The organism is Pseudomonas vranovensis, from assembly GCF_040438935.1.
In the GTDB taxonomy this organism is placed as follows: Bacteria; Pseudomonadota; Gammaproteobacteria; order Pseudomonadales; family Pseudomonadaceae; genus Aquipseudomonas; species Aquipseudomonas vranovensis.
This window is the reverse complement of sequence record NZ_CP159259.1, coordinates 2,763,171-2,784,699: the sequence shown is the minus strand read 5'-3', so window position 1 is coordinate 2,784,699 and position 21,529 is coordinate 2,763,171. Positions and strand designations below refer to the sequence as shown.

Genomic DNA, 21,529 nt, shown 5'->3' with positions numbered 1-21,529 from the left:
GTTCCGCAAAAATCGTAATACAAAAATTGTATGCAATATTTGTATGCATGGCGCCAAGGCGCCCGACAGCGGTCCCAACTCTGCAAATCCAACAATAATGTGCTGTAGCACTCCTGTGCTGCAGCAGGAGCCCGGGGAACATGCAATTGGATACTTCCAAACATCTGGACAGTGCGTACCTGCCGTCCGACGCTGCCGCCTCTGCACCTGCCTCCGGGCACAGTGCCCTGAGTCCGAAGCTGCACAACGCTGACCTTGCTCCCACCAAAGCCGCAGGCCGGCGCTGGGGCGGGTATAGCATCTTCGCCCTGTGGACCAACGATGTGCACAACATCGCCAACTATTCATTTGCCATGGGCCTGTTCGCCCTCGGCCTGTCGGGCTGGCAGATGCTGGCGGCCCTGGCAGTGGGGGCGGCGCTGGTGTACTTCTTCATGAACCTGTCCGGCTACATGGGCCAGAAAACCGGGGTGCCGTTCCCGGTGATCAGCCGCATGAGCTTTGGCATTTACGGCGCACAGTTGCCGGCTATCGTCCGTGCGGTGATTGCCATTGCCTGGTTCGGTATCCAGACGTACCTCGCCTCGGTGGTGTTGCGGGTGCTGCTGGTGGCCATCTGGCCAGCCTTGGCCAGTTACGACCATAACGCCATTCTCGGGCTGTCCAGCCTGGGCTGGGCCAGCTTCGTCGCCATCTGGTTCGTGCAACTGGTGATCCTGACCTTCGGCATGGAGATGGTGCGCAAGTACGAGTCCTTTGCCGGCCCTGTGATTCTCTCTACGGTGCTGGTGCTGGCGGTGTGGATGTACCTGCGGGTCGACGGCAACCTGGCCTGGTCGGTGGGTGAACCGCTGACCGGCGTCAAGATGTGGACCCAGGTGTTTGCCGGCGGCGCGCTGTGGCTGGCCATCTACGGCACGCTGATCCTCAACTTCTGCGACTTCGCCCGTTCCTCGCCGTGCCGCAAGACCATCCGCGTCGGCAACTTCTGGGGCCTGCCGGTGAACATCCTGGTGTTCGCGGTGATCAGCTTCGTGCTGTCCGGGGCGCAGTTCAGCATCGATGGCACAGTGATCGACAGCCCGACCCAGATCATTGCCGCGATTCCCGACAAAACCTTCCTGGTCCTGGGCTGCCTGGCGTTCCTGATCGTCACCGTGGCGGTGAACATCATGGCCAACTTCGTCGCCCCGGCCTTCGTGCTCTCAAGCCTTGCACCGAGCCGCCTGAACTTTCGCCGTGCCGGCATGATCAGCGCCACCCTGGCGGTACTGATCCTGCCCTGGAACCTCTACAACAGCCCGCTGGTGATCGTCTACTTCCTCTCGGGGCTGGGCGCGCTGCTGGGCCCACTGTACGGGATCATCATGGTCGACTACTGGCTGATCCGCAAAGCCCAGGTCCATGTCCCGGACCTGTACAGCGAATGCGCCAGCGGCACCTACCACTACACCCGCGGGGTCAACTACAAGGCCATCGCTGCCCTGGTGCCCTCGGCCATCGCCGCGGTGATGCTGGCCCTGGTACCGGCCTTCAGCGACCTGACGCCGTTCTCCTGGCTGTTCGGCGCGGCCATCGCCGGTGGCGTGTACTACCTGATCTCCGATCGCAATAAACATTACGTGGACTGTTCTGGTGAGCATTTTGCCGTCGACAGCGCCCACCACTGAGCGTCACGCACAAGGAAATGAGTCATGAGAATACTGGTAGTCAACGTCAACACCACCGCGTCCATTACCGACGCCATTGCTCGGCAGGCACGCAGCGTGGCGTCGCCGGGCACCGAGATCGTCGGGCTGACGCCCCGCTTTGGTGCAGAGTCGGTGGAAGGCAACTTTGAAAGCTACCTGGCGGCCATTGCCGTCATGGAACGGGTGCTCAGCTACGACCAGCCCTACGACGCCGTGATCCAGGCCGGGTACGGCGAGCACGGTCGCGAAGGCTTGCAGGAGCTGCTCAACGTGCCGGTGGTGGATATCACCGAGGCAGCCGCCAGTGTGGCGATGCTGCTGGGCCATCGCTACTCGGTGGTCACCACCCTGGATCGCACCGTGCCGCTGATCGAGGACCGCCTCAAGCTTGCCGGACTGGAGAGCCGCTGTGCGTCGGTGCGGGCCAGTGGCCTTGCGGTGCTGGAGCTGGAGGAAGACCCGGAGCGGGCCATCGAGTCGGTGGTGCGGGAGGCGGAGGAGGCGGTGCGGGTCGACAAGGCCGAAGTGATTTGCCTGGGCTGCGGTGGAATGGTCGGGCTGGATGAGCGTATCCAGGCGCGTACCGGGGTGCCGGTAGTTGACGGGGTGACGGCGGCGGTGGCGTTGGCCGAGTCGCTGGTGCGTTTGAAGCTCAGTACCTCGAAGGTGCGTACCTATGCGCCACCGCGCCCCAAGCAGATTCTGGGCTGGCCGCGGGCGCTGTTGGGCTGACAAGCCAACGGCCGATCGCAGGCTGTCGCCAGCGGCTACATGGGATGATCTGTAGCCGCTGCCAAGGAACGAGGCTGTGATCGATGTGAATCAGCGATGCTTATGCTTGTGTTTATGCTTGTGCTTGTGACCGCCGCCGGAGTCATGGCGGTCATCGTCGGCGATGTTGTTGCCCAGGGCGCCACCTGCGGCGCCACCCAGGCCGGCACCGATGGTCGAGCCGGTCTTGCCGCCCACCTGGTTGCCGATCACCGAGCCACCGGCCGATCCCAGGCCACCGCCAATGGCCGCTTCTGTGCGGTTGCCCTTGCGGGCTCCCACCGCACTGCCGGCCGCGCCGCCAACACCGGCACCAATGGCCGCGCCGGTGCTGCCACCGATCTGTTGGCCAACCACGTTACCCAGCGCGCCACCCAAGCCGCCACCCATGGCAGCGGTGCCGTCACCGGCAGCCAGGACACCTTGGGAGAGCACAAGGCCCAACGTCAGAACAGAAAGTGAAACACGCATGATGTAATCCTCAGGCAATACGGTTGTCAGTCAGGTGAACAGGCAGCTGGCGATCAATCGTCATCGTCGTCGTCATCATCGTCACGGCCGCGGCGGCGGTCATTGTCGTAGTAGCGGGAGCGGTCGTCGTCGCGGTAGCGTTTGTCGTACTTGCGGTGGTCACGGTCACGGTCATCGTCCCAGTCGCGGGAGTAGCGGTGGTCGCGGTCATAACGGTGATCGTCGCGGTCGTAATCGTGGTAGTAGCAACCGGCCGTGGACAGCACGGTGGCGATTACGGCAAAGCGGGCGAAGTGTTTCAGCACTGTGGATCCTTTATCCGCACAGCGGAGGGAAGTTAATGGATCAGACCTGAATTTCAAACTTTTGTTTCAGACCGCCCACAGGCAAAAAAAAGGCTCACGCAAAGTGAGCCAAACAACGTTCTGAAGGGAAGAGCCTGTACCGTAACGCGCCACCGTTAAGTCAGCGTTAAGCCGCGCATTGCTTGTCCAGCAGGAACCCTCAGTGCTCGCTGGCCTCACAGCTTTAGGACTTGCACAACGGCAAGCGCCATGAAGGAGGCTTTCATGAGCAAGCAAAAGACTTCCGACGCCCAGGGCGACTCCACCGAGCCGGTCAAGGCGCCGAACAACCCCCGGCATGACCGCACCGCACGGGACAACGACTACAGCCCGGACTTCAAGTCAGAGCCGGAGAAAAAGCCCAACCGTGACGCCGACATCGACACCGACGGCGGTTGATCACTGGTCGCGTGGCAGCTCGATACGCGCCCGCAAGCCGCCACCCGGCTGGTTGCCCAGGGTCAGCTCGCCGCCTTGTTCGCGGATTACCGTGCGTGCCGCCGGCAGCCCCAGGCCGACGCCACCGGTGTCGCGGTTGCGTGAGCTTTCCAGGCGAAAGAAGGGCACGAACACCTCTTCCAGCGCCGCGCCAGGGATGCCCGGGCCCTGGTCGCTGACGTCGATGAACAGGCTGTGGGCGGTGCTGCTCAAACGGATGGTGGGCGGGGTGGCATATTTGACGGCGTTTTCTATCAAGTTTGTTACTGCGCGTTTCAGGGCCAGCGGGCGCCCGAGGTAAACGAGGTTTTTCGGGCCCTCGAAAGGGATATCAATGTGCTGGTCGCCGTAATCGTCCACCAGGGTTTGCAGCAATTCGGCCAGATCAAACGGGGTGGCGGTTTCCAGGCGGGTCTCGTCGCGAAAGAAGTTCAACGCGGCGTTGATCATGCTCTGCATCTCATCGACATCGCGAAACAGCTTGCGCTGTTGCTCGGCATCTTCAATGAACTCGCCGCGCAGGCGCATGCGCGTCAGCGGTGCGCGCAGGTCATGGGAGATTGCTGCCAACATCTGCGTGCGTTCGGCAATAAAGTGCTGGATCTGCGCCTGCATGGTGTTGAATGCGGTGATTGTCTGGCGCAGCTCATGGGGGCCTTCCAGGCGGATCGGCGGCGCCCGCAGGTCGCTGCCAAAGCGCCGCGCGGCGCGGGCAAAGCGCTGCAGCGGGCCGGCCAGCTGGCGGGTGCCGATCCAGGCCACCAGCAAGGCGGCTATCAGCGCCAGGATGCCAATGATGGTGAAGCGCATCCCCAGGCTCAGGCCCCAGCTACGGTAGGGCGGGGTGAAGGCCAGCCAACTGTTGTCACCCAGTTGCAGGACCAGTTTGTAGTGTGCATCCGGGTCGCCTTCGGGCCAGTCGTCGGGCTTGTAGACCGCCAGTTGGCGCGGCCGGGTGGCCAGCAGTTGCTGCAGCTCCGGTGAGTCTTCAAGGGCCAGCGTTTCACCGCTGTCGGGCAGGTTCAGGGATTCACGTTGGGGGCTCCAGCGCACATGCAGCATCGGATTGCTGGCGGCTTGGGCCAAGTGCTCACGCTGACCCGGCGGGGCTGCCTCGAGTACCCGGGTAACCACCGCCATTTGCTCGATCAGGCCGATCTGGCTCAAGGGCGGGCGCGCCCATACGCCAGCCAGTTGCACAAAGAGGATATTCAATGCCACCGAGGTCAGCATGGCGGCAATGATGGTCAGGGCAATGCGCCGGCTGATGCTGTCGCGGCGCAGGTCCAGGCGGATCACGAGCGGCTGACCTTGGCGTCGAACAAGTAGCCGCCATTGCGCACCGTTCGGATCAGTGCCGGACGCTTGCTGTCGGGTTCGATCTTGCGGCGCAGGCGGCTCACCTGCACGTCGATGCTGCGGTCGTACGCTTCATGGCCCTGGCCCCGTGCCAGATCGATCAACTGCTCGCGGCTGAGGATGCGCTGCGGGTGTTCGAGAAATACCAACAGCAGGTCGAACTCGCCTGCCGAGAGCGGCACCATCACCCCTTGCGGCGTACGCAACTCGCGGCGGGTCACATCCAGTTGCCAGTCGTCGAAGCGGATCAGTGGCCGGGTTTCTTCGCTCTGTGCGCGTAACTGCTCACCGGCGCGGCGCTGAACCGCGCGCAGGCGCGCCAGCAGTTCGCGGGCATCGAAGGGTTTGCCCACGTAATCGTCGGCACCCAGTTCAAGGCCGACGATACGGTCACTCAACTCGTCCATGGCGGTGAGCATGATGATCGGGATGCCGGTGTTGGCGCGTAGTTTCTGGCACAGGTTCAGGCCGCTTTCACCCGGCAGCATCAGGTCGAGGATGATGGTATCCGGGCGCTGCTGTTCGATGGCCGTCCACATCGCCGTGCCATTGGCGGCAAGGTCGACTTCGTAGCCGTGCATCACAAAGAACTTCTTCAGCAGGGCACAAATTTCCACATCGTCATCGACGATCAGCAGTCTGCTCACGTTTGGGTCCAGAGGGGCCTGAAAAGTGCGTATCTAAAACCATTCTGCGCTGCCGGTCATTTATTTCAATCGCGCAACAAAGCTGCAATGGCGATACAAAGCGGACATTTGCCAGCAAAAGCCCTGAGAGATCCTTTGCGCCGTCCATAACAAGGGAATTTTTCATGTCGGCACAACACCCGATCGACGGCCTCGACTGCAGCCAGTCTCTGACCCTTGACCTGCGCACCCAGGATTTGTGGCGCAATGCGCTGCTCAATTACCAGGATTCGCGCCTGGAACTGTGCAGTGAAGGGACCCACGTGATCCTCAGCCATTACTTCGAGCGTTTCAGCCCCGCCAGCAGTCAGTGGATGGAGTACAGCTACAAGGTCCCGCTGGCGGAGCTGGTGCACTGGATCATGGCCAGCGGGCAATTGAACGTCGAGCGCTCGGGCACCGCGTCGCGGCCTGGAAAAAAACACAGTGGGAGTCCACGCCATGCGTAAACAAATGATCGCGCCAGCACTGTGCCTGTCGCTGTTGATGGTGGGTTGCAGCCAGAACAAGGTATCGCCCAAGGAGTATTCCGGCTTCTTGCGCAACTATGATCAGTTGCGCGAGCTCAAGACGGCCTCCGGGGATTCGGTGTTGCGCTGGGTCAGCCCCAACTTGCATATCGAGCGCTACAACCAGGTCTACATCGCCCCCAGCCGGTTCTACCCGCCCCCCAAGCCCAGCGAGCGGATTCCGGCCTCGACCCTGGCGGCAGTAACGACCTACTACGATGCAGCACTCAAGCGAGAGCTGGGCAAGGTGTTGACGCTGGTCGAGCAACCGGGCCCCAACACCTTGATCATTCGCCCGGCGATTACCTCGGTTGGCGCCCACACCCAATCGCTGCATTTCTATGAATACCTGCCGGTGACATTGGTGGCCGCCGGGGTGAGCAGCGCCGTGGGCATCCGCGACCTGGACAGCGAGATCGCCACCGAAGCCGCGTTTCTTGATGGCGGGACCCGCGCGGTGGTAGCCGAAGTGGTCCGCAAGGGCACCGGCCTGCCGCTTGAGAACGACGATCAGGTGATGACCGCCGATAACCTCAAGGTGGTGCTCGATGGCTGGGCGCAGGACTGGCGCCAGGCTGCCGAAATGCTCAAACAGCAGAAAATCGCTGCCCTCACAGCGGAAACACCCATGGCACCATGAATACGCTGACTACCATCACCAGCACGGTAAAGGGCACCCCGACCTTGACGAAGTCGGCAAAGCGGTACTGGCCGGGGCCCAGTACCAGGGTATTCACCGGTGATGAGACGGGTGTCATGAACGCCGCCGAGGCCGCCAGGGCAACGATCATCGCAAAGGGGTAGGGCGAGGCGCCCAATTGCTCGGCGGTACTGATCGCCACCGGCGCCATCAGCACCGCGGTGGCAGTGTTGGAGATGAACAGACCGATGATCGCGGTGATGGCGAACAGGCAGGCCAGGATCATGTAGGGCCCGGCCTCGCCAAGTACCTGCACCAGTCCGTTCACCGCCAGGGTGATACCGCCGGTTTTCTGCAGGGCCAGGGCAAAGGGCAGCATGCCGACAATCAGCACCAGGCTCTGCCAGTGAATGGCTTTGTAGGCGCTGTTCATGTCGATGCAACGCCCGGCGCCCATCAGCAGGCAACCGATCAGCGCGGCGATGACATTGGGCACCACGCCGCTGATCATCAGGCCGACCATCACCCCCAGGCTGATCAAGGCATAGGGTGCCTGGTTCAGGGCCGGGGCCACGTTGTCGACTTCTGCGGGCAGGCTCAATACCAGGAAGTCCTTGGGCTGGGCTTGCAGTTGGCGCACCGCCTTCCACGGGCCAATCACCAGCAGGGTGTCGCCAAGTTTGAGTTTTTCTTCCACCAGTTGTTCTTCGATGGCCGTCTGGCCGCGGCGCAAACCAACCACGTTCAGGTCCCAGCGGCTGCGGAAGTTAAGATCCAGCACACTTTGACCGATCAACTGCGAGCCGGGCACCACTGCCACCTCGGCCATACCCACGGCATGGGACTGGTCGATGAAGTAGGCAGCCTTGAAGTGCAGGGGTTCGAGCTTCATGGTCTGGCACAGGCTGCGCAGGTCGTCGCGCGGGGCGAACAGGTCGAGCAGCAGCACATCACCTTCATGCACGGTGGTGCTGGAGTCGGGGCTGATCACTCGGGTGGTGAACTTGTGCTGGCGCTCGATACCGACCACGTTGGCGCCATGCACGGTGCGCAGCTTCAGTTCGCTCAGGCTGTGGCCGATCAGCGGTGAGCCGGGGCGCACGCGCAGGCGCCGTTCACGGCCGGCCAACTTGTAGTCGATGACCAGGTCAAGCAGGGTACGGCGCGTTTGCGGGCTGCCGTCCTTGCGTACTTCGCCGCTGAGCCAGTGGCGGGTCAGGAGCATATAGCCCACGCCCAGCACGAGTATCACCAGGCCGAACGGGGTGAAGCTGAAAAAGCTGAAGCCCGGCTCACCGTGGCGCACCAGTTCGCTGTGTACCACCACGTTGGGCGGTGTGGCCACCAGGCTGAGCATGCCGCTGATCAAACCGGCGAAACTGAGCGGCATCATCAGGCGGCTGGGCGAGACCTTCATGCGCGCGGCAATACTCAACACCACCGGAATGAAAATCGCCACCACCCCGGTGGAACTCATCACCGACCCCAGGCCGGCCACACAGACCATCAACAGCACCAGCAGGCGCACCTCGCTGTTGCCGGCCCGGTCGGCCATCCACTCGCCAATGCGGTAGGCAATGCCGGTGCGCACCAGGCCTTCGCCAATGACAAACAACGCCGCGATCAACACCACGTTGGGGTCGCTGAAGCCTGCCAGGGCTTCTTGAACGCTGAGAATGCCGGTCAGTGGCAGCGCCACGATCACCAGCAGGGCAACCACGTCCATGCGCGGGCGGTTGGCGATGAACAGGGCCACGCAGGTAAACAGCAACCCCAGCACCCAGAGCAGTTCGTCGTTCATGCAATCTTCCTGATACGTGAAGCTGCAAAGTCTGGCAGAAACTGCGTTTCGGTTTGTTGATTTGTTGCAGGCGCCTGTGGGAACGGCAGTCCAACGTCTCGACTTGCCCCGCGATAGCTATCTCACAGACACATCGCATCGCGGGGCAAGCCTGCTCCCACAGTGGTACAGTCGGCGTTTTTTACGACAGGGGTGTTTCATGCGGGTAGTTATCGCGGTGGTTGCTGCAGCGTTGTTGGCCGGGTGTGCGTCTTCGACCATGGAGGCGGCGCGGGCCAAGGCGCCGACCAAGAGCTTCAGCTCAGCCAAGCCCGCCGACCGCGTGGCCCAGTGCATCCAGTTCGGCTGGCAGGACGAGGCGGTGTTCGGCGTCGACGCCAGCGGCTACCTGGAGCCCAACAAGCAGGGCGGTTTCACCGTCTACACCCGTGAGGCCGAATCGTTCGCCGATATTCAGTCCCAGGGTGCAACCAGTGCTGTCAGCTACTACGCCCAGAAAAACGACAGCGTCGCCCTGCGCCGGATGGCGGCCCTGGCAACTTGCCTGTAAGGCTCAACGCGGCATGTAGCGCAGTTGCCAGCGCCGGGGAATCTTCAACGAGACCAATCCCAGCGCGGCAGCAAGCCCTGCGCTGAACAGCAGGGCGGCAAGGTCGAAGGCCTGCTCCAGCAATACACCGGCGATGGCGCCAACGAACATTCCGGTCCAGGGAATCAGTTGCACCCGCCAGCCTTGCCGGCGCTCGCCCAACAACGCCCGGCCCAGGCCACGGCCGAAACGCGACAGCGCGCCGGTAACGTAGGTCAGGCCGATCGGCAGGCCGTTCACTTCCTCGACCACCGCATTGATCATGCCCATGGCCGTCACTGCCGTGACCAGCGCCGGCAATGGCCAGGCCAGCGGCAGCAGCCCGGCCACCGCCAGCAGGATGGCGATCATCGACAGCAGCGGCCAGGGCCGGCGGCCACTCAAGCGGGCAATCACCACGCCCAGGGCGTTGCCCAGCACGAAGGCCAGCAACAGCGCGCCAATGCGCAGCACCATGCCCCACTCACCTTCACCCAGCGAGACCGCCAGGCGCGTGGTGTTGCCGCTCATGAACGAGACAAAATCGCCGGTGGCCATGAAGCCGATGGCGTCGGTCATGCCCGCCAGCACCGACAGCGCGGCGACGAAGTACAGCCCGACCTTGCCGCGCAGCCTGGCCGTGTGCAACGCCCGGGCTGAGGTGTACGAGGTTCCCGGAAGCATCCGCTGTCCTCCGTGCGGGTCAAACGTTCTGTTGGGCCAGGCGTGCTTCGAGGCTGGTGATGTGTGCTTCGAGGCGCTCGTGTTCGCGGCGTTCGGCACTGATGTCTTCAAACACGCTGATCAGGTGATCCGGTTCGCCATCGGGGCGGCGCTGCAACGACGTGCGGGCGCGGACCCAGATGTAGCGGCCATCCTTGTGGCGAACGCGTTTTTGTACCTCATAGCGGTTGATCTCACCGGCCAGCAGACGCTGCAGCAGTTGCAGGTTGGCGTCCAGGTCGTCGGGGTGGGTCAGTAACTGGAAGGTCAGGCCGTACAGTTCTTCGGCTCGGTAGCCGAGCAACTCGCACAGGCTGTTGTTGACCCGCAGCCAGGTGCCATCGGGGTCGATGTAGGCCAGGGCGCCCCAGGCCAGCTCGAAGATGGCCCGAAAGCGCTCCTCGCTGTTGCGCAGCTTGGCTTCGGCGACCATGCGCTCGGTGTTGTCCATGCTGATGCCGACCATCTTCACCGAGCGGCCGGCGCTGTCACGCACCACGGTCGCGCGGGAAGAAATCCAGCGCTGCTCGCCGTCGGGACGGGTAATGCGAAAATCACATTCGCAGCCGGTACCTTCGGCCACGGCCTGGGCGTACAGCTGTTGCATGTGGGTGATGTCTTCTTCGGGCAGGTGCGCCCAGAAGTCTTCGTTGCGGGTGACCGGCCAGCCGTACACCTGTTCGACGTTGGGCGAGTAGGTGACCTCGTCGCTGATCAGGTTCCACTCCCAGGTGACGATCCGCGCGCCTTCCTGGGCCAGCTTCATGCGGGTTTCGCTCTCCATGATCTCGGCGGTGTAGCGCCGGCGCAGGTCGGTCATTGGCAGCTCGACCACCTGATGCTGCTGGACGTTCTGCAGCGCTTCTTCGCCGTAGCGCAACCAGATCCAGTTGACCTTGAGGAACTCGGCCAGCTTGCGCAGGTTGTCGTAGTCGATTTCGCCGCCACGGGTCCATTTGTGTACTGCCGTGCGGGAGATTCCCAAGGCTGTTCCCACGGCTTGCAGGGTCAGCTTGTGATACTCGAGCAGTTCCTTGAGGCGGAAGGCGAAACTGTTTTCCATCATGGGGCAGGGTGTCCTGATCGGGGCCAAGAGCCTGCCAGTATACCTAAGCTGTAAACTTTGGGTTGACGGTCAAGCTATCGCGGGGCAAGCCTGATCCTGTTGTAGGAGCGGCGGTGCGACGTCTCGACTTGCCCCGCGATAACGATCAAAGATCCAGCACCAAACGCGCCGAACGAGCACGGGAAACACAGAGCATCATGCTCTGCTGCGCCGCTTTTTCTTCATCGCTCAGGTACTGGTCATAGTGCTCGGCTTCACCTTCCAGGATCGCCGTCTCGCAGGTGCCGCACACGCCTTCACGGCACAGACACTCGACCTTGGCAGCCTTGGACTTTTCGATGGCCTGGAGAATGCTCATGCCTTCTTCAACCTGCAGTTCGGTGCCGGAACGGGCCAGCACCAGGGTGAAGGCGCCGCCGGTGACCGGGGCGGCGGCGAACTGTTCCCAGTGTACGCGTTGCTCGGCGATGCCGGCCTTGGCGGCCGTGGCGATCACCGCATCGATCAGCGGCTTGGGGCCGCATACATACAAGTGAGCATCGTCGGCCAGGCCGGCGCACAGGGCAGTGAGGTCCAGCTTGCGCTCGAGGCTGTCGATGTAGAAACGGGTATTGCCTGCATGGGGGCCGCTTTCCAGCTGGTCCTGGAACGCACCGTGCTCGGGGGCGCGGAAGGCGTAGTGCAACTCGTAGTCGGTGCTGCCGCCTTCGAGCTCGTGCAGCTGGGCCATGAACGGGGTGATGCCAATGCCACCGGCGATCATGACGTGGCGACCGGCGCTGGCGTCCAGGGCGAACAGGTTGTTGGGCGTCGAGATGGTCAATTGCGTGCCGACTTCCACGTGCTGGTGCATGAACGCCGAGCCGCCCTTGGACTGCTCTTCCAGGCGCACGCCGATCTGGTAGCTGCGGGTGTCGCGCGGGTCGCTCATCAGCGAGTAGGCGTTGCTGTACTGGCTGCCGTCGGCACCCTGCATCTGCACAATGACGTGGCTGCCACCGGTAAAGGCGGGCATCGCTGCGCCGTCTTCGCGGGCCAGGGTGAAGCGCTTGATCAGCGGGGTTGCCTGCTGTACGTCGGTGACCCGCACGCTGAACATTTCATATTTGTTGGCCATGATTCACCTCGACTTCAGGGGCACGCGGCAGGCCCTGCCGCGTCCCGGAACCGGTGCGCTCAGATGGCGAGGCACAGGTATTTGATTTCCAGATAATCTTCGATGCCGTACTTGGAGCCTTCACGGCCCAGGCCCGATTGCTTGATGCCACCGAACGGCGCGACCTCGTTGGAGATCAGGCCGGTGTTGACGCCGACCATGCCGTACTCCAGCTGTTCGGCCACCTTGAATACCCGGGCGATGTCGCGGCTGTAGAAGTAGGCTGCCAGGCCGTACTGGGTAGCATTGGCCAGGGTAACGACTTCCTCGTCGGTGCTGAAACGCACCAGGGCTGCCACCGGACCGAAGATCTCTTCCTCCAGCAGCTCCATGCCGGGGCCGACATTGGCCAGCACGGTGGGCTCGAAGAAGTTGCCGCCCAGGGCGTGGGCCTGGCCGCCGAGCACCAGCTCGGCACCTTTGCCGACTGCGTCGTCGATCAGGCTGCGTACTTTTGCCACCGCCTTGTCGCTGATCAGCGGGCCGATCTGCGTGCCTTCGACGCTGCCGTGGCCGACGCCCAGCTGGCGTACGCGCTCGATGAAGCGTTCGCTGAACTGTGCATAGACGCTGTCATGGATATAGAAGCGGTTGACGCACACGCAGGTTTGCCCGGCATTGCGATATTTGGCGATCAGCGCGCCTTCGACGGCGGCGTCGATGTCGGCATCACCGAACACAATGAACGGCGCATTACCGCCCAACTCCAGGCTGACCTTCTTGATGGTTTCGGCACACTGGCCCATCAGCAGGCGACCCACCGGGGTGGAGCCGGTAAAGCTCAGTTTGCGCACCGAAGGGTGGCCGGTGAACTGCGCGCCAATGGCCGGAGCATCGCCGGTGACCACGCTGAACACGCCCGCAGGTACGCCAGCACGTTCAGCCAGCTCGGCCAGGGCCAGGGCGCAGAACGGGGTTTCGTTGGCCGGCTTGACCACCATGGTGCAGCCCGCGGCCAGGGCCGGGGCGACCTTGCGGGTGATCATCGCCGCCGGGAAGTTCCACGGGGTGATGGCGGTGCATACGCCGATGCCTTGCTTGATTACCAGCAGTCGCTTGTCGCTGGAGGGGCTAGGGATCACGTCGCCATACACGCGTTTGCCTTCTTCGGCGAACCACTCGACGAAAGAGGCGGCGTAGCGGATTTCGCCCAGGGCCTCGTGCAGCGGCTTGCCTTGTTCGAAGGTCATCAGGCGGGCCAGGTCCTGCTCGTGTTCGAGCAGCAGTTCGAACCAGCGGCGCAGGATCTGCGCGCGGTCCTTGGCAGTGCGCCCGCGCCAGTCGGCCAGGGCGGCTTCGGCGGCCTCGATGGCGCGCACCGCTTCGGCGCCGCCCATCAGCGGCACGTTGCCCAGCAGGTTGCCGTTGGCAGGGTCGGTCACCGCCAGGCTGCGACCGTCATCGGCGTCGCACCAGTGCCCGGCAATGTAGGCCTGCTGGCGGAACAGCTTGTTGTCGTTGAGATTCACGCAAGGTACTCCGAAGCGCGCGGCAGGCTCCGAGGCCTGCCGCGCCGGTTGTCAGTCGTCGAGGTGGGCAACGGCGATCAGGTTGTGGAAGTGGGCGATGCCGTGCTCGCTCATGCCGCTGCGTTCGCGGTCGGCCATGATCCGGCCCTGGCCGCGATACCCGCGGGACTTCAGGCCTTTTTGCACGCTCTCTACCAGGCGCAGGTCTTCAGGGCGGAACACTTCGCGGTACCAGTCGATCAGCTTCTGCTGTTCTTCGGTGATGTCCTTGTTGAGGAAGTAGACGTCGTAGTGCTGCAGCGTGGTTTCGGCATCGACCGGGAACTCGTAGATCACGGTCATGAAGTTCGCTCCTGGCGGCACGTTGAACATGGTGCACGGCCAGGCCCAGAAGCCGGCGAACGAGGGGTCCTTCACCGACTCGTCGAACTTGAACGATTGCTCCGACGGTTTGGCCAGGCCGTACTGCAGGGTCCAGTTGCCGTGCATGCTGTGGCTGTACTGGCCGACGTCCACCGAGTCGGAGAAGCCTGGGTGGGCCGGGGCGCAGTGGTAGCACTCCAGGTAGTTGTCGACGATCGACTTCCAGTTGGCCGGGGTGTCGCTGACGAAGCGCGCGGCCAGGTGCAGGTCGTCGATCACGCCGCAGGCTTCACGCATGCGCGCTTGCAGGCCTGGCAACTGGTCTTCGACGGTGCCGGCGTCCATGTCCATATTGATGAAGATGAAGCCTGCGTATTCTTCGACGCGCAGTTGCACCAGGGTCGAATTCTCTTTGTCGAAGTTCACCACGTTGTCGCAGTTGCGCGCGTGGGCCAGCTCGCCGTCGAGCTTGAAGGTCCAGGCGTGGTACGGGCAGGTGATGACGTTCTTGGCCTTGCCGCTGCCGCTGAGCAACTGGTGGCCACGGTGCGGGCAGACGTTGTAGAAGGCGCGCAGCACGCTGTCGCGGCCACGGACCACGATGATGCTTTCGCCGATCACTTCACGGGTGATGTAGGCATTGTTCTCGGCGACTTCGCTGCGATGGCCGACACAGATCCAGCTACGGGCGAAGATGGCTTCTTTCTCGTGCTCGAATACCGAGGCCTGGGTGTAGAAGTTGGCCGGGATGGTGAACGCCTCTTCGGCGTTGGCGCAGAAATCGGCGGGCAGGCGTTTGAAGTCATTCATGGTTGGGGTCTCACAAGCTCGGTTTTTTAGTTATCAGTTAACGCGTATCTGTCAGTTAACAAGCAAGGCAAAAAAATTTACCTGCCTTTCTACCTGTTAGGAGCGGCGGTGCGACGTCTCGACGTGCCCCGCGATCGGGTCATCACTGACCCATCGCATCGCGGGGCAAGCCCTCTCCCACATCAGGGATGTTTTCTAGTGAACGGCAGCGGCACTGCGTGGCGCTTTCTCGGCAGGTTCCTCACCAGCCATGCGCGCCGCTTCTTCTTCGATGCGGAAGGCCGGCATCTGGCCGTAGTCTTCGAACATCCATTTGAAGAAGCCGTAGATCTTCACCAGCAGGATCACCATGAACGGGATCGCGGTCAGTACCACGGCAGTTTTCATGGTCGACAGCGAAGCCTTGGCAAACAGCATGGCCAGCGGCACCAGGGTCAGCACCACGCACCAGAACAGGCGATGGGTGGGCGTCGGGTCGTCGCCTTCACGCAGGTTGCGGGTGCTGGTGGCCGCCACCGCATAGGCCGCGGCGTCCATGTGCGAGGCGCAGAAGATCGCCATGATGAACAGGTACACGCCCAGGAACACCTGGCCCCACGGCAATGCCAGCAGCAGGTGGGTCACCGCCGATTCGCCGCCTTGCTCGCTGAGCATTTTCGGCACATCCACGGCACCGGTGATGAACTGGTGCATGCTGTAGCTTTCCAACGCGCCGAAGAAGAACCAGCAACCGAAGCTGCCGCCCATCAGCAGGGCCAGGACCACTTCCTTGATCTGCCGGCCACGCGACACGCGGGTCACGAACATGGCCACGCCGGGTGCGTAGGACACCCACCACAGCCAGTAGAACACCGTCCAGTTGCGGGTGAAGGCGCCGTCACCGGCAGGGTCGGTGAACAGGCTCATGTGAACGTAGTTCTGGATCATCAGGCCAATGGAGTTGGCGGTGTTGTTGATGGTGAACTGGGTCGGACCGACCAGCAGTACCACCAGCGCAAACACCAGCGCACCGATGCAGACCATCTTGCTCAGGCGCTGCAGGCCACCGTCGATACCGATGTAGGAACTGAGCGAGAACATCACCGCCACGCCGCCGATCACCATCAACTGCACGGTGAAGGTGTCCGGGGTGCCGGCCAGGTCATGCAGGCCGCGGGTCAGGGTCGAGGCGGTGAGGGCCAGGGATACGGTCAAGGCGCCCATCATGGTCAGCAGGAAGATCAGGTCGACGCTGCGACCCACAGGGCCGGTGGCCTTGAAGCCGGTCACTGCTTCGACGATCGAAGCCAGGTTCAGGCCGCTCTTCTTGCGCACGTGGAAGTGGTAGGCCATGGCCAGCGAGGCGAGGGCATAGATCGACCACGCACTGATGCCCCAATGGAAGAACGAGTAGCTGATGCTGTACTCGAGCGCCTTGGGGGTGGCTGCGGCGATGTTCAGGCCTGGGGTCTGGTAGTAGTAGGCCCACTCCATCACACCCCAGTAGAGGGTCGAGGACCCCATGCCGGCGCAGATGAACATGAACACCCAGGTGGCGGTGGCGTATTCGGGCTTGCCACTGCCCAGGCGGATGTTGCCGTATTTGCTGAAGGCCAGGTACAGCACGGCCAGGGAGCTACCGAACACCAGTACCTGGACGCTGGTACCGAAGGTGCGGGTAGACAGCTCGAACAACTGGTTTGCCGCGCTTTCGGCCTGGCCCGGGAAGGCTGCAAGGCCAATCACGGTGAGCAGCACGGCTATCAGGCTCACGGTGATCAGGAACACATCAATCTTTTTATTCTTGTGCGACATCATCGTCTCCTGGACGTTGGCGTACTTATATACCCGGCAGGCAACCGGGGTGTTGCGGTCTCGCTCCTTCCTTGGCCGTTAACTAAAAGTTAACGTGAATCTTCTGGTTAACAGATTTTGCATTCAATCCACGCCGCTCGCAAGAGGGGCCGGGGCGTTTTGTCAGACAATTCTGATAATCGGCCCCGGCGGACATCACGCCTGGACCAGATCGGTGATCGCCTGACCCACCTGCTGGGTGGATTTCTGGCCGCCCATGTCGCGGGTGGTGTCACCGGCGGCGATGACCTGCTCGATGGCCTTGAGGATGTCGTCGTGGGCGGCGCGGTAGCGCGGGTCGCTGCCGTCGTTGCCGAGGAAGTCGAGCATCAGCGCACCGGACCAGATCATCGCGATCGGGTTGGCGATGTTCTTGCCGTAGATGTCCGGGGCCGAACCGTGGACCGGCTCGAACAGCGACGGGAACTTGCGCTCGGGGTTGAGGTTGGCCGATGGCGCGATACCGATGGTGCCGGCGCAGGCCGGGCCAAGGTCGGAGAGGATGTCGCCGAACAGGTTGGAGGCTACCACCACGTCGAAGCGGTCCGGCTGCAGCACGAAGCGGGCGCAGAGGATATCAATGTGCTGTTTGTCCCAGCTGATATCCGGATAATTGGCAGCCATGGCGGCGGTGCGCTCGTCCCAGTAGGGCATGCTCACGGCCATGCCGTTGGACTTGGTTGCCGAGGTGACGTGCTTGCGCTCGCGGGTCTGGGCCACGTCGAAAGCGTACTTGAGGATGCGGTCCACGCCGCGGCGGGTGAACACCGACTCTTGCAGCACGAACTCGTTCTCGGTGTTCTCGAACATCCGCCCGCCCAGGGACGAGTATTCGCCTTCGGTGTTTTCGCGGATCACCACGAAATCGATGTCGCCTGGCTCACGGCCGGCCAGTGGGCACGGTACACCCGGGAACAGGCGCACCGGGCGGATGTTCACGTACTGGTCGAAGTCGCGACGGAACTTGAGCAGCGAGCCCCACAGCGAGATGTGGTCCGGAACCTTGTCGGGCCAGCCGACGGCGCCGAAGTACAGGGCGTCGAAGTCCTTCAATTGTTCAAACCAGTCGTCTGGCATCATCTTGCCGTGGGCCAGGTAGTAGTCGCAGCTGGCCCACTCGAAGAATTCGAAGCTGATGTCCAGGCCGTGCTTGCGGGCAGCGGCCTCGACCACGCGGATACCTTCGGGAAGAACTTCGTTGCCGATACCGTCGCCTGGGATGGCTGCGATTCTGAACGTCTTGCTCATGGGGGCGCACTCGTTGTCTAGGGAACAGATGCGAGCCATGCTATAAGGGCTTTAATCAGAGATAATCTCGCCTTTCATGGATTCTTAGTGTACGAAACGTGAATAATCTTCCTAGCCTCGACGACCTCAATATCTTTATCCAGGTGGCCAAGCGCGCCAGCTTCGCGGCAGTGGCCGAAGCGCTGGGCATGTCGCCGGCATTCATCAGCAAGCGCATCCGCGTACTCGAACAGGACCTTGACGTGCGCCTGCTGCACCGCACCACCCGACGGGTGACGGTGAGCGAGGAGGGCGAGCGGGTGTACCAATGGGCGCAGCAGATCTTCGACGCGGTGCAACGCATGGGCGACGACATCAGCGCCCAGCACCGCGAGCCGGCGGGCCAGTTGCGTATCGCCAGCAGCCTGGGCCTGGGTCGTCGCTTCGTGGCGCCGGCCCTGTCGGAGCTGGCCGAGCGCTACCCGCGCCTGGATATCCGCCTGGATGTGCATGATCGCCTGGTGGACCTGATCGAGGAGGGCGTTGACCTGGATATTCGTGTCGGCAACGTGATTGCGCCGAACCTGATCGCCAAGCCACTGGCGAAGAATCGACGCGTGCTGTGTGCTTCCCCCGCCTACCTGGCGCGGCGGGGCACGCCAAAGGTGCTGGCCGAGCTTGCCAGCCACGATTGCCTGGTGATCAAGGAGCGCGATCATCCCTTCGGCATCTGGCAGCTGGAAGGGCCCAATGGCGAGGAAAGCGTACGGGTGACTGGCAGCCTGTCGAGCAACCATGGCGAAGTGGCGCACCAATGGTGCCTGGACGGGCGGGGAATCTTGCTGCGCTCATGGTGGGATGTGCATGACAGCCTGGCCGATGGGCGGCTGGTGCAGGTGCTGGGGGAGTATCACCAGCCAGCGGATATCTGGGCGGTGTACACCTCGCCCTTGGCCAGTTCGGCCAAGGTGCGGGTAGCGGTGGAGTTTTTTCGCCAGTACTTCGCCGAGCGGTACAGCCTGCCGTCACTGTAGTGCGGTGTTTGTACGAGCGCTGCGCGGCCACAGGAGCCTGGTCGGCAATCTGTGGCCGCTGCCGAGGAACGAGGTGGCGATGGGCTGCGCAGCAGTCCCGATCAACTCAGAAGCTGTAGTCCAGGGTCGCAAAGTACGACCGAGGCTCACCCATGATCCACTGCTCGCTGCTGTGCGCGACGGCCGCATAACGCCGGTCGAGCAGGTTGTTCAGCTGCAACCCAAGGCGCACATCCGGCAGCACCTGCCACCCCAGGTTGGCATCGACCACGGTAAAGCCTGGTACGGTCTGGGAGTTGGCGGTGTCGGCATAACGCTCATCGACATAACGCAGGCCCATGCCGGCATCCACGCCATGGCCCAACCCTTTGTTCACCCACAGGTTGGCAGTGCGCCGTGGTACGTTGCTCGGGTGGTTGCCGGCGCGTGAAACCGTCTGGCCGCCCACGGTCTGGTCGAAGTCGTCATACTTGGCGCGTACCACCGAGGCATTGGCCGAGACCTGCCACTGGTTGGCCAGGGCCAGTTCCAGGGTGGCTTCCAGACCCTCCGAGGTCTGCTGTCCGGCCTGTTCCTTGAGGTGGGTGACTGGGTTATCGACCAGCAGCTTTTTCTTGACGATATGGTAGGCCGCGAGGGTCCATTCGCCACGGCCGTCCCAGAACAGTTGCTTGAGGCCGAACTCGGTCTGCTTGGCTTCAGTCAGGTCGAAGTTCTGCTGGGTCGGGCTCAAGGTAATCAGGTCGCTGACGCCGTCCTCACTGGTGGAGTACTGACCGTACAGCGACAGTTCGTCCGTAACGGCAAACACCAGGCCGGCGCGCCAGTTGCCACCGCCCAGGCTGCGGTCGCTGCGGGTGTCGTTGACCAGGTTGTCGCGGTCGATGTGGTTCTGGTCGCGGCGGATGCCGGTTACCAGCGACCAGCGCTCCGACAGTTGGGTGCGGTTCTCGGCGAACAGGGCGAAGGTGCGGGTGGTGCTTCGGGTTTGCGGGCGGGTCGGGTCCTGGCTGTGGAAGTAGCCCGGTGCCGGGTTCCACGGGTCGATGTAGTCGCCGCCGATGTCGTTATACGGTGAGTTGCTGTCGATGCCGAAGCGGATGCGGTTGTATTCGGCGCCGACCACGGTCTTGCTGGCCAGGCCGAACAGCGCGTGGTCGAAGGTGAAGCTCTGGCGGTCGCCGATCTGCTCCTGGTGGTGCTTGATCTCCAGGTAACTGCCACGCTCCAGTTGCCCCAGGTCGCTGTGCCAGGTGTAGTCCTCGGCATTGCGCCAGTGGCGACGGCTCTTGATGTAGTACAGCTGGTTGCTGGCGCTGATTGACTCGCTGATGGCCCAGTCGGTGTTCAGGCGGGTCCATTCGTCGTGGTAGCGCTGCACGTCATCGCGCACGTTGTAGTTCTTCTTGCGCAGGCTGTCGCGGGAGTGGCCGTCGATCAGCGGCGTGCCGAAGTCGTTCATCGGCTCGGCATCGCCGCGCTCGTGGGCCAGGGTAAAGCTCAGGTCGTCGCTGGCATCGAAGCGCAACGCTGCGCTCATGGCGCGGCTTTTGGAGTCACCACGGTCGACCCAGCCATTGCCGTGCTGGTCATTGAGGGTGATCCGGTAACTCAGGCGCTCGCTCAGCGAGCCGCCGCTGTCCAGGCCCAGTTGCTGACGGTCGTCGCTGCCGTAGCCCAGGCGCAGGTGGTTGCGGATGTCGCCGGCAAAGGGTTTTTTCGGGATCACGTTGACCACCGCACCCGTAGCACCTTCGCCGTACAGCACAGAAGCCGGCCCCCGGATGATGTCGATACGCTCGACCATCCACGGGTCGACCGGGAAGGTCTGGGTGCCGGCGCCGGTGTACATGCGCGAACCGTCGAACAGGGTCATCACCGAACCGTGGCCGGTGAAGCCGCGCGCCGACAACGCGGTGTTGCCGTTGCCCGGCGTGCCCACAGAGGTGATGCCGGGGGAGCGAGTGACGGCAGCTTGCACGGTGCTGTTGTTGCGACCGTCAATGGCCTCGGCGCCCAGGCTGCTGGTGCTGGCCGGCGTGTCCATGGCGCTCAGGTTCAGGCGTGAACCGGCGGGCAGGGGCGTGGCCAGGCTGATCGGGTCGTTGTCGCTGGTGCTGGTGATGGCCGTTGAAGGCAGGGCCAGGGCAGAAGGACTGTGTTCTTCAGCGAAGGCCGGCAGCGAGAGTGCCAGGCAGGGGGCCAGGGCATTGGCCGCCAGGGAGTGAAGCTTGGAGTTACGGGACATGTCGTTCCACAATCAACAGGAATGAATGAATCCCGGAGGGAACAACGCATGGAGGAATTGCGCGCGCAGGCGAACGCAACCCGGCCTGCGCCCGCCCACCGCGGGGTTGCCAAACAAAGCTTCAGGCCGGTCTCCGGGCTTGCGAGGGTCATGAAGGCCTTCACCTTCCCATGCCGAGGCACAGTGGTGTTTCGAAGGCTTCGCTCGCTTACCGTTGCGGGGGCAGCGCCGGACTAGTCACGAAAGTGACGCACCGGCTTCCCGTTTCACCCTGCGCACGGCGGCGCAGGACACCTGAAACTGGCGCGCATGGGAACATCGA

Annotated in this window: 20 protein-coding genes and 1 riboswitch; of the genes, 7 read left to right on the top strand and 13 right to left on the bottom strand. The window is 63.0% G+C overall.

Annotation, left to right across the window (positions count from 1 at the left end):
- Positions 1 to 140 precede the first annotated feature (140 nt).
- Together ABVN19_RS12780 and ABVN19_RS12775 are read left to right on the top strand one after the other, a co-directional pair.
- Positions 141 to 1,670, top strand: a complete 1,530-nt coding sequence (locus ABVN19_RS12780) for an NCS1 family nucleobase:cation symporter-1 (protein ID WP_036989906.1) — start codon at positions 141 to 143, stop codon at positions 1,668 to 1,670.
- 24 nt (positions 1,671 to 1,694) lie between these two features.
- On the top strand, positions 1,695 to 2,423 hold the full coding sequence (locus tag ABVN19_RS12775) for an aspartate/glutamate racemase family protein (protein WP_105642083.1): 729 nt from the start codon (positions 1,695 to 1,697) through the stop codon (positions 2,421 to 2,423).
- A gap of 90 nt (positions 2,424 to 2,513) precedes the next feature.
- Here the strand turns inward: ABVN19_RS12775 and ABVN19_RS12770 are convergent, their stop codons facing one another.
- Complete coding sequence (locus tag ABVN19_RS12770) at positions 2,514 to 2,933, bottom strand: glycine zipper domain-containing protein (protein ID WP_028944304.1); 420 nt, start codon at positions 2,931 to 2,933, stop codon at positions 2,514 to 2,516.
- Positions 2,934 to 2,986: 53 nt separating this feature from the next.
- Positions 2,987 to 3,238 (bottom strand): hypothetical protein, encoded by a 252-nt coding sequence (locus tag ABVN19_RS12765; protein ID WP_105642082.1) that lies wholly within the window; start codon positions 3,236 to 3,238, stop codon positions 2,987 to 2,989.
- 264 nt (positions 3,239 to 3,502) lie between these two features.
- Between ABVN19_RS12765 and ABVN19_RS12760 the strand changes: the two genes are divergently transcribed.
- Positions 3,503 to 3,676, top strand: coding sequence for a hypothetical protein (locus ABVN19_RS12760; protein ID WP_156905616.1), 174 nt, complete (start codon positions 3,503 to 3,505; stop codon positions 3,674 to 3,676).
- Here the strand turns inward: ABVN19_RS12760 and ABVN19_RS12755 are convergent, their stop codons facing one another.
- Positions 3,677 to 5,014 (bottom strand): ATP-binding protein, encoded by a 1,338-nt coding sequence (locus ABVN19_RS12755; protein ID WP_028944306.1) that lies wholly within the window; start codon positions 5,012 to 5,014, stop codon positions 3,677 to 3,679. It abuts the gene before it with no gap.
- Positions 5,011 to 5,721: a response regulator gene (locus ABVN19_RS12750; RefSeq protein WP_105642081.1), complete on the bottom strand. Its 711-nt coding sequence runs from the start codon at positions 5,719 to 5,721 to the stop codon at positions 5,011 to 5,013. The genes ABVN19_RS12755 and ABVN19_RS12750 overlap by 4 nt, the downstream gene beginning before the upstream one ends.
- Before the next feature lie 164 nt (positions 5,722 to 5,885).
- Between ABVN19_RS12750 and ABVN19_RS12745 the strand changes: the two genes are divergently transcribed.
- Positions 5,886 to 6,209 carry a hypothetical protein gene (locus tag ABVN19_RS12745; RefSeq protein WP_051270552.1) on the top strand — a complete coding sequence of 108 codons (324 nt, stop codon included), beginning with the start codon at positions 5,886 to 5,888 and terminating at the stop codon, positions 6,207 to 6,209.
- The gene (locus tag ABVN19_RS12740; protein WP_028944309.1) at positions 6,202 to 6,909 is read left to right on the top strand and encodes a DUF3313 domain-containing protein; all 708 of its coding nucleotides are present in this window, start codon (positions 6,202 to 6,204) and stop codon (positions 6,907 to 6,909) included. The genes ABVN19_RS12745 and ABVN19_RS12740 overlap by 8 nt, the downstream gene beginning before the upstream one ends.
- Here ABVN19_RS12740 and ABVN19_RS12735 read toward each other — a convergent pair.
- Positions 6,881 to 8,710 carry an SLC13 family permease gene (locus ABVN19_RS12735; RefSeq protein WP_028944310.1) on the bottom strand — a complete coding sequence of 610 codons (1,830 nt, stop codon included), beginning with the start codon at positions 8,708 to 8,710 and terminating at the stop codon, positions 6,881 to 6,883. The two genes, ABVN19_RS12740 and ABVN19_RS12735, sit on opposite strands and share 29 nt — an antisense overlap.
- 199 nt (positions 8,711 to 8,909) lie before the next feature.
- On the opposite strand from ABVN19_RS12735, the gene ABVN19_RS12730 reads away from it, so the two are divergent.
- The gene (locus ABVN19_RS12730) at positions 8,910 to 9,260 is read left to right on the top strand and encodes a hypothetical protein (RefSeq protein WP_028944311.1); all 351 of its coding nucleotides are present in this window, start codon (positions 8,910 to 8,912) and stop codon (positions 9,258 to 9,260) included.
- A 3-nt stretch (positions 9,261 to 9,263) separates the two neighbouring features.
- On the opposite strand, the gene ABVN19_RS12725 is transcribed toward ABVN19_RS12730, so the two are convergent.
- The 7 genes from ABVN19_RS12725 to ABVN19_RS12695 form a co-directional block, all read right to left on the bottom strand.
- The gene (locus tag ABVN19_RS12725) at positions 9,264 to 9,962 is read right to left on the bottom strand and encodes a YoaK family protein (protein ID WP_028944312.1); all 699 of its coding nucleotides are present in this window, start codon (positions 9,960 to 9,962) and stop codon (positions 9,264 to 9,266) included.
- Between the two features lie 19 nt (positions 9,963 to 9,981).
- Positions 9,982 to 11,067, bottom strand: a complete 1,086-nt coding sequence (locus tag ABVN19_RS12720; protein ID WP_105642080.1) for a helix-turn-helix transcriptional regulator — start codon at positions 11,065 to 11,067, stop codon at positions 9,982 to 9,984.
- A gap of 145 nt (positions 11,068 to 11,212) precedes the next feature.
- Positions 11,213 to 12,184, bottom strand: a complete 972-nt coding sequence (locus ABVN19_RS12715) for a PDR/VanB family oxidoreductase (protein ID WP_028944314.1) — start codon at positions 12,182 to 12,184, stop codon at positions 11,213 to 11,215.
- 59 nt (positions 12,185 to 12,243) lie between these two features.
- Positions 12,244 to 13,692: an NAD-dependent succinate-semialdehyde dehydrogenase gene (locus ABVN19_RS12710; protein WP_105642079.1), complete on the bottom strand. Its 1,449-nt coding sequence runs from the start codon at positions 13,690 to 13,692 to the stop codon at positions 12,244 to 12,246.
- A 51-nt stretch (positions 13,693 to 13,743) separates the two neighbouring features.
- On the bottom strand, positions 13,744 to 14,865 hold the full coding sequence (locus tag ABVN19_RS12705; protein ID WP_028944316.1) for a ring-hydroxylating oxygenase subunit alpha: 1,122 nt from the start codon (positions 14,863 to 14,865) through the stop codon (positions 13,744 to 13,746).
- A 195-nt stretch (positions 14,866 to 15,060) separates the two neighbouring features.
- Entirely contained in the window at positions 15,061 to 16,659 is a 1,599-nt protein-coding gene (locus ABVN19_RS12700) for a BCCT family transporter (RefSeq protein WP_105642078.1), read from the bottom strand.
- A gap of 195 nt (positions 16,660 to 16,854) precedes the next feature.
- The gene (locus tag ABVN19_RS12695; protein ID WP_028944318.1) at positions 16,855 to 17,946 is read right to left on the bottom strand and encodes a tartrate dehydrogenase; all 1,092 of its coding nucleotides are present in this window, start codon (positions 17,944 to 17,946) and stop codon (positions 16,855 to 16,857) included.
- Between the two features lie 98 nt (positions 17,947 to 18,044).
- Between ABVN19_RS12695 and ABVN19_RS12690 the strand changes: the two genes are divergently transcribed.
- Positions 18,045 to 18,959 (top strand): LysR substrate-binding domain-containing protein, encoded by a 915-nt coding sequence (locus ABVN19_RS12690; RefSeq protein ID WP_028944319.1) that lies wholly within the window; start codon positions 18,045 to 18,047, stop codon positions 18,957 to 18,959.
- A 106-nt stretch (positions 18,960 to 19,065) separates the two neighbouring features.
- Here ABVN19_RS12690 and ABVN19_RS12685 read toward each other — a convergent pair whose 3' ends face one another.
- On the bottom strand, positions 19,066 to 21,207 hold the full coding sequence (locus tag ABVN19_RS12685; protein WP_105642077.1) for a TonB-dependent receptor: 2,142 nt from the start codon (positions 21,205 to 21,207) through the stop codon (positions 19,066 to 19,068).
- 106 nt (positions 21,208 to 21,313) lie between these two features.
- Positions 21,314 to 21,520, bottom strand: a riboswitch (cobalamin riboswitch).
- Positions 21,521 to 21,529: the final 9 nt, after the last annotated feature.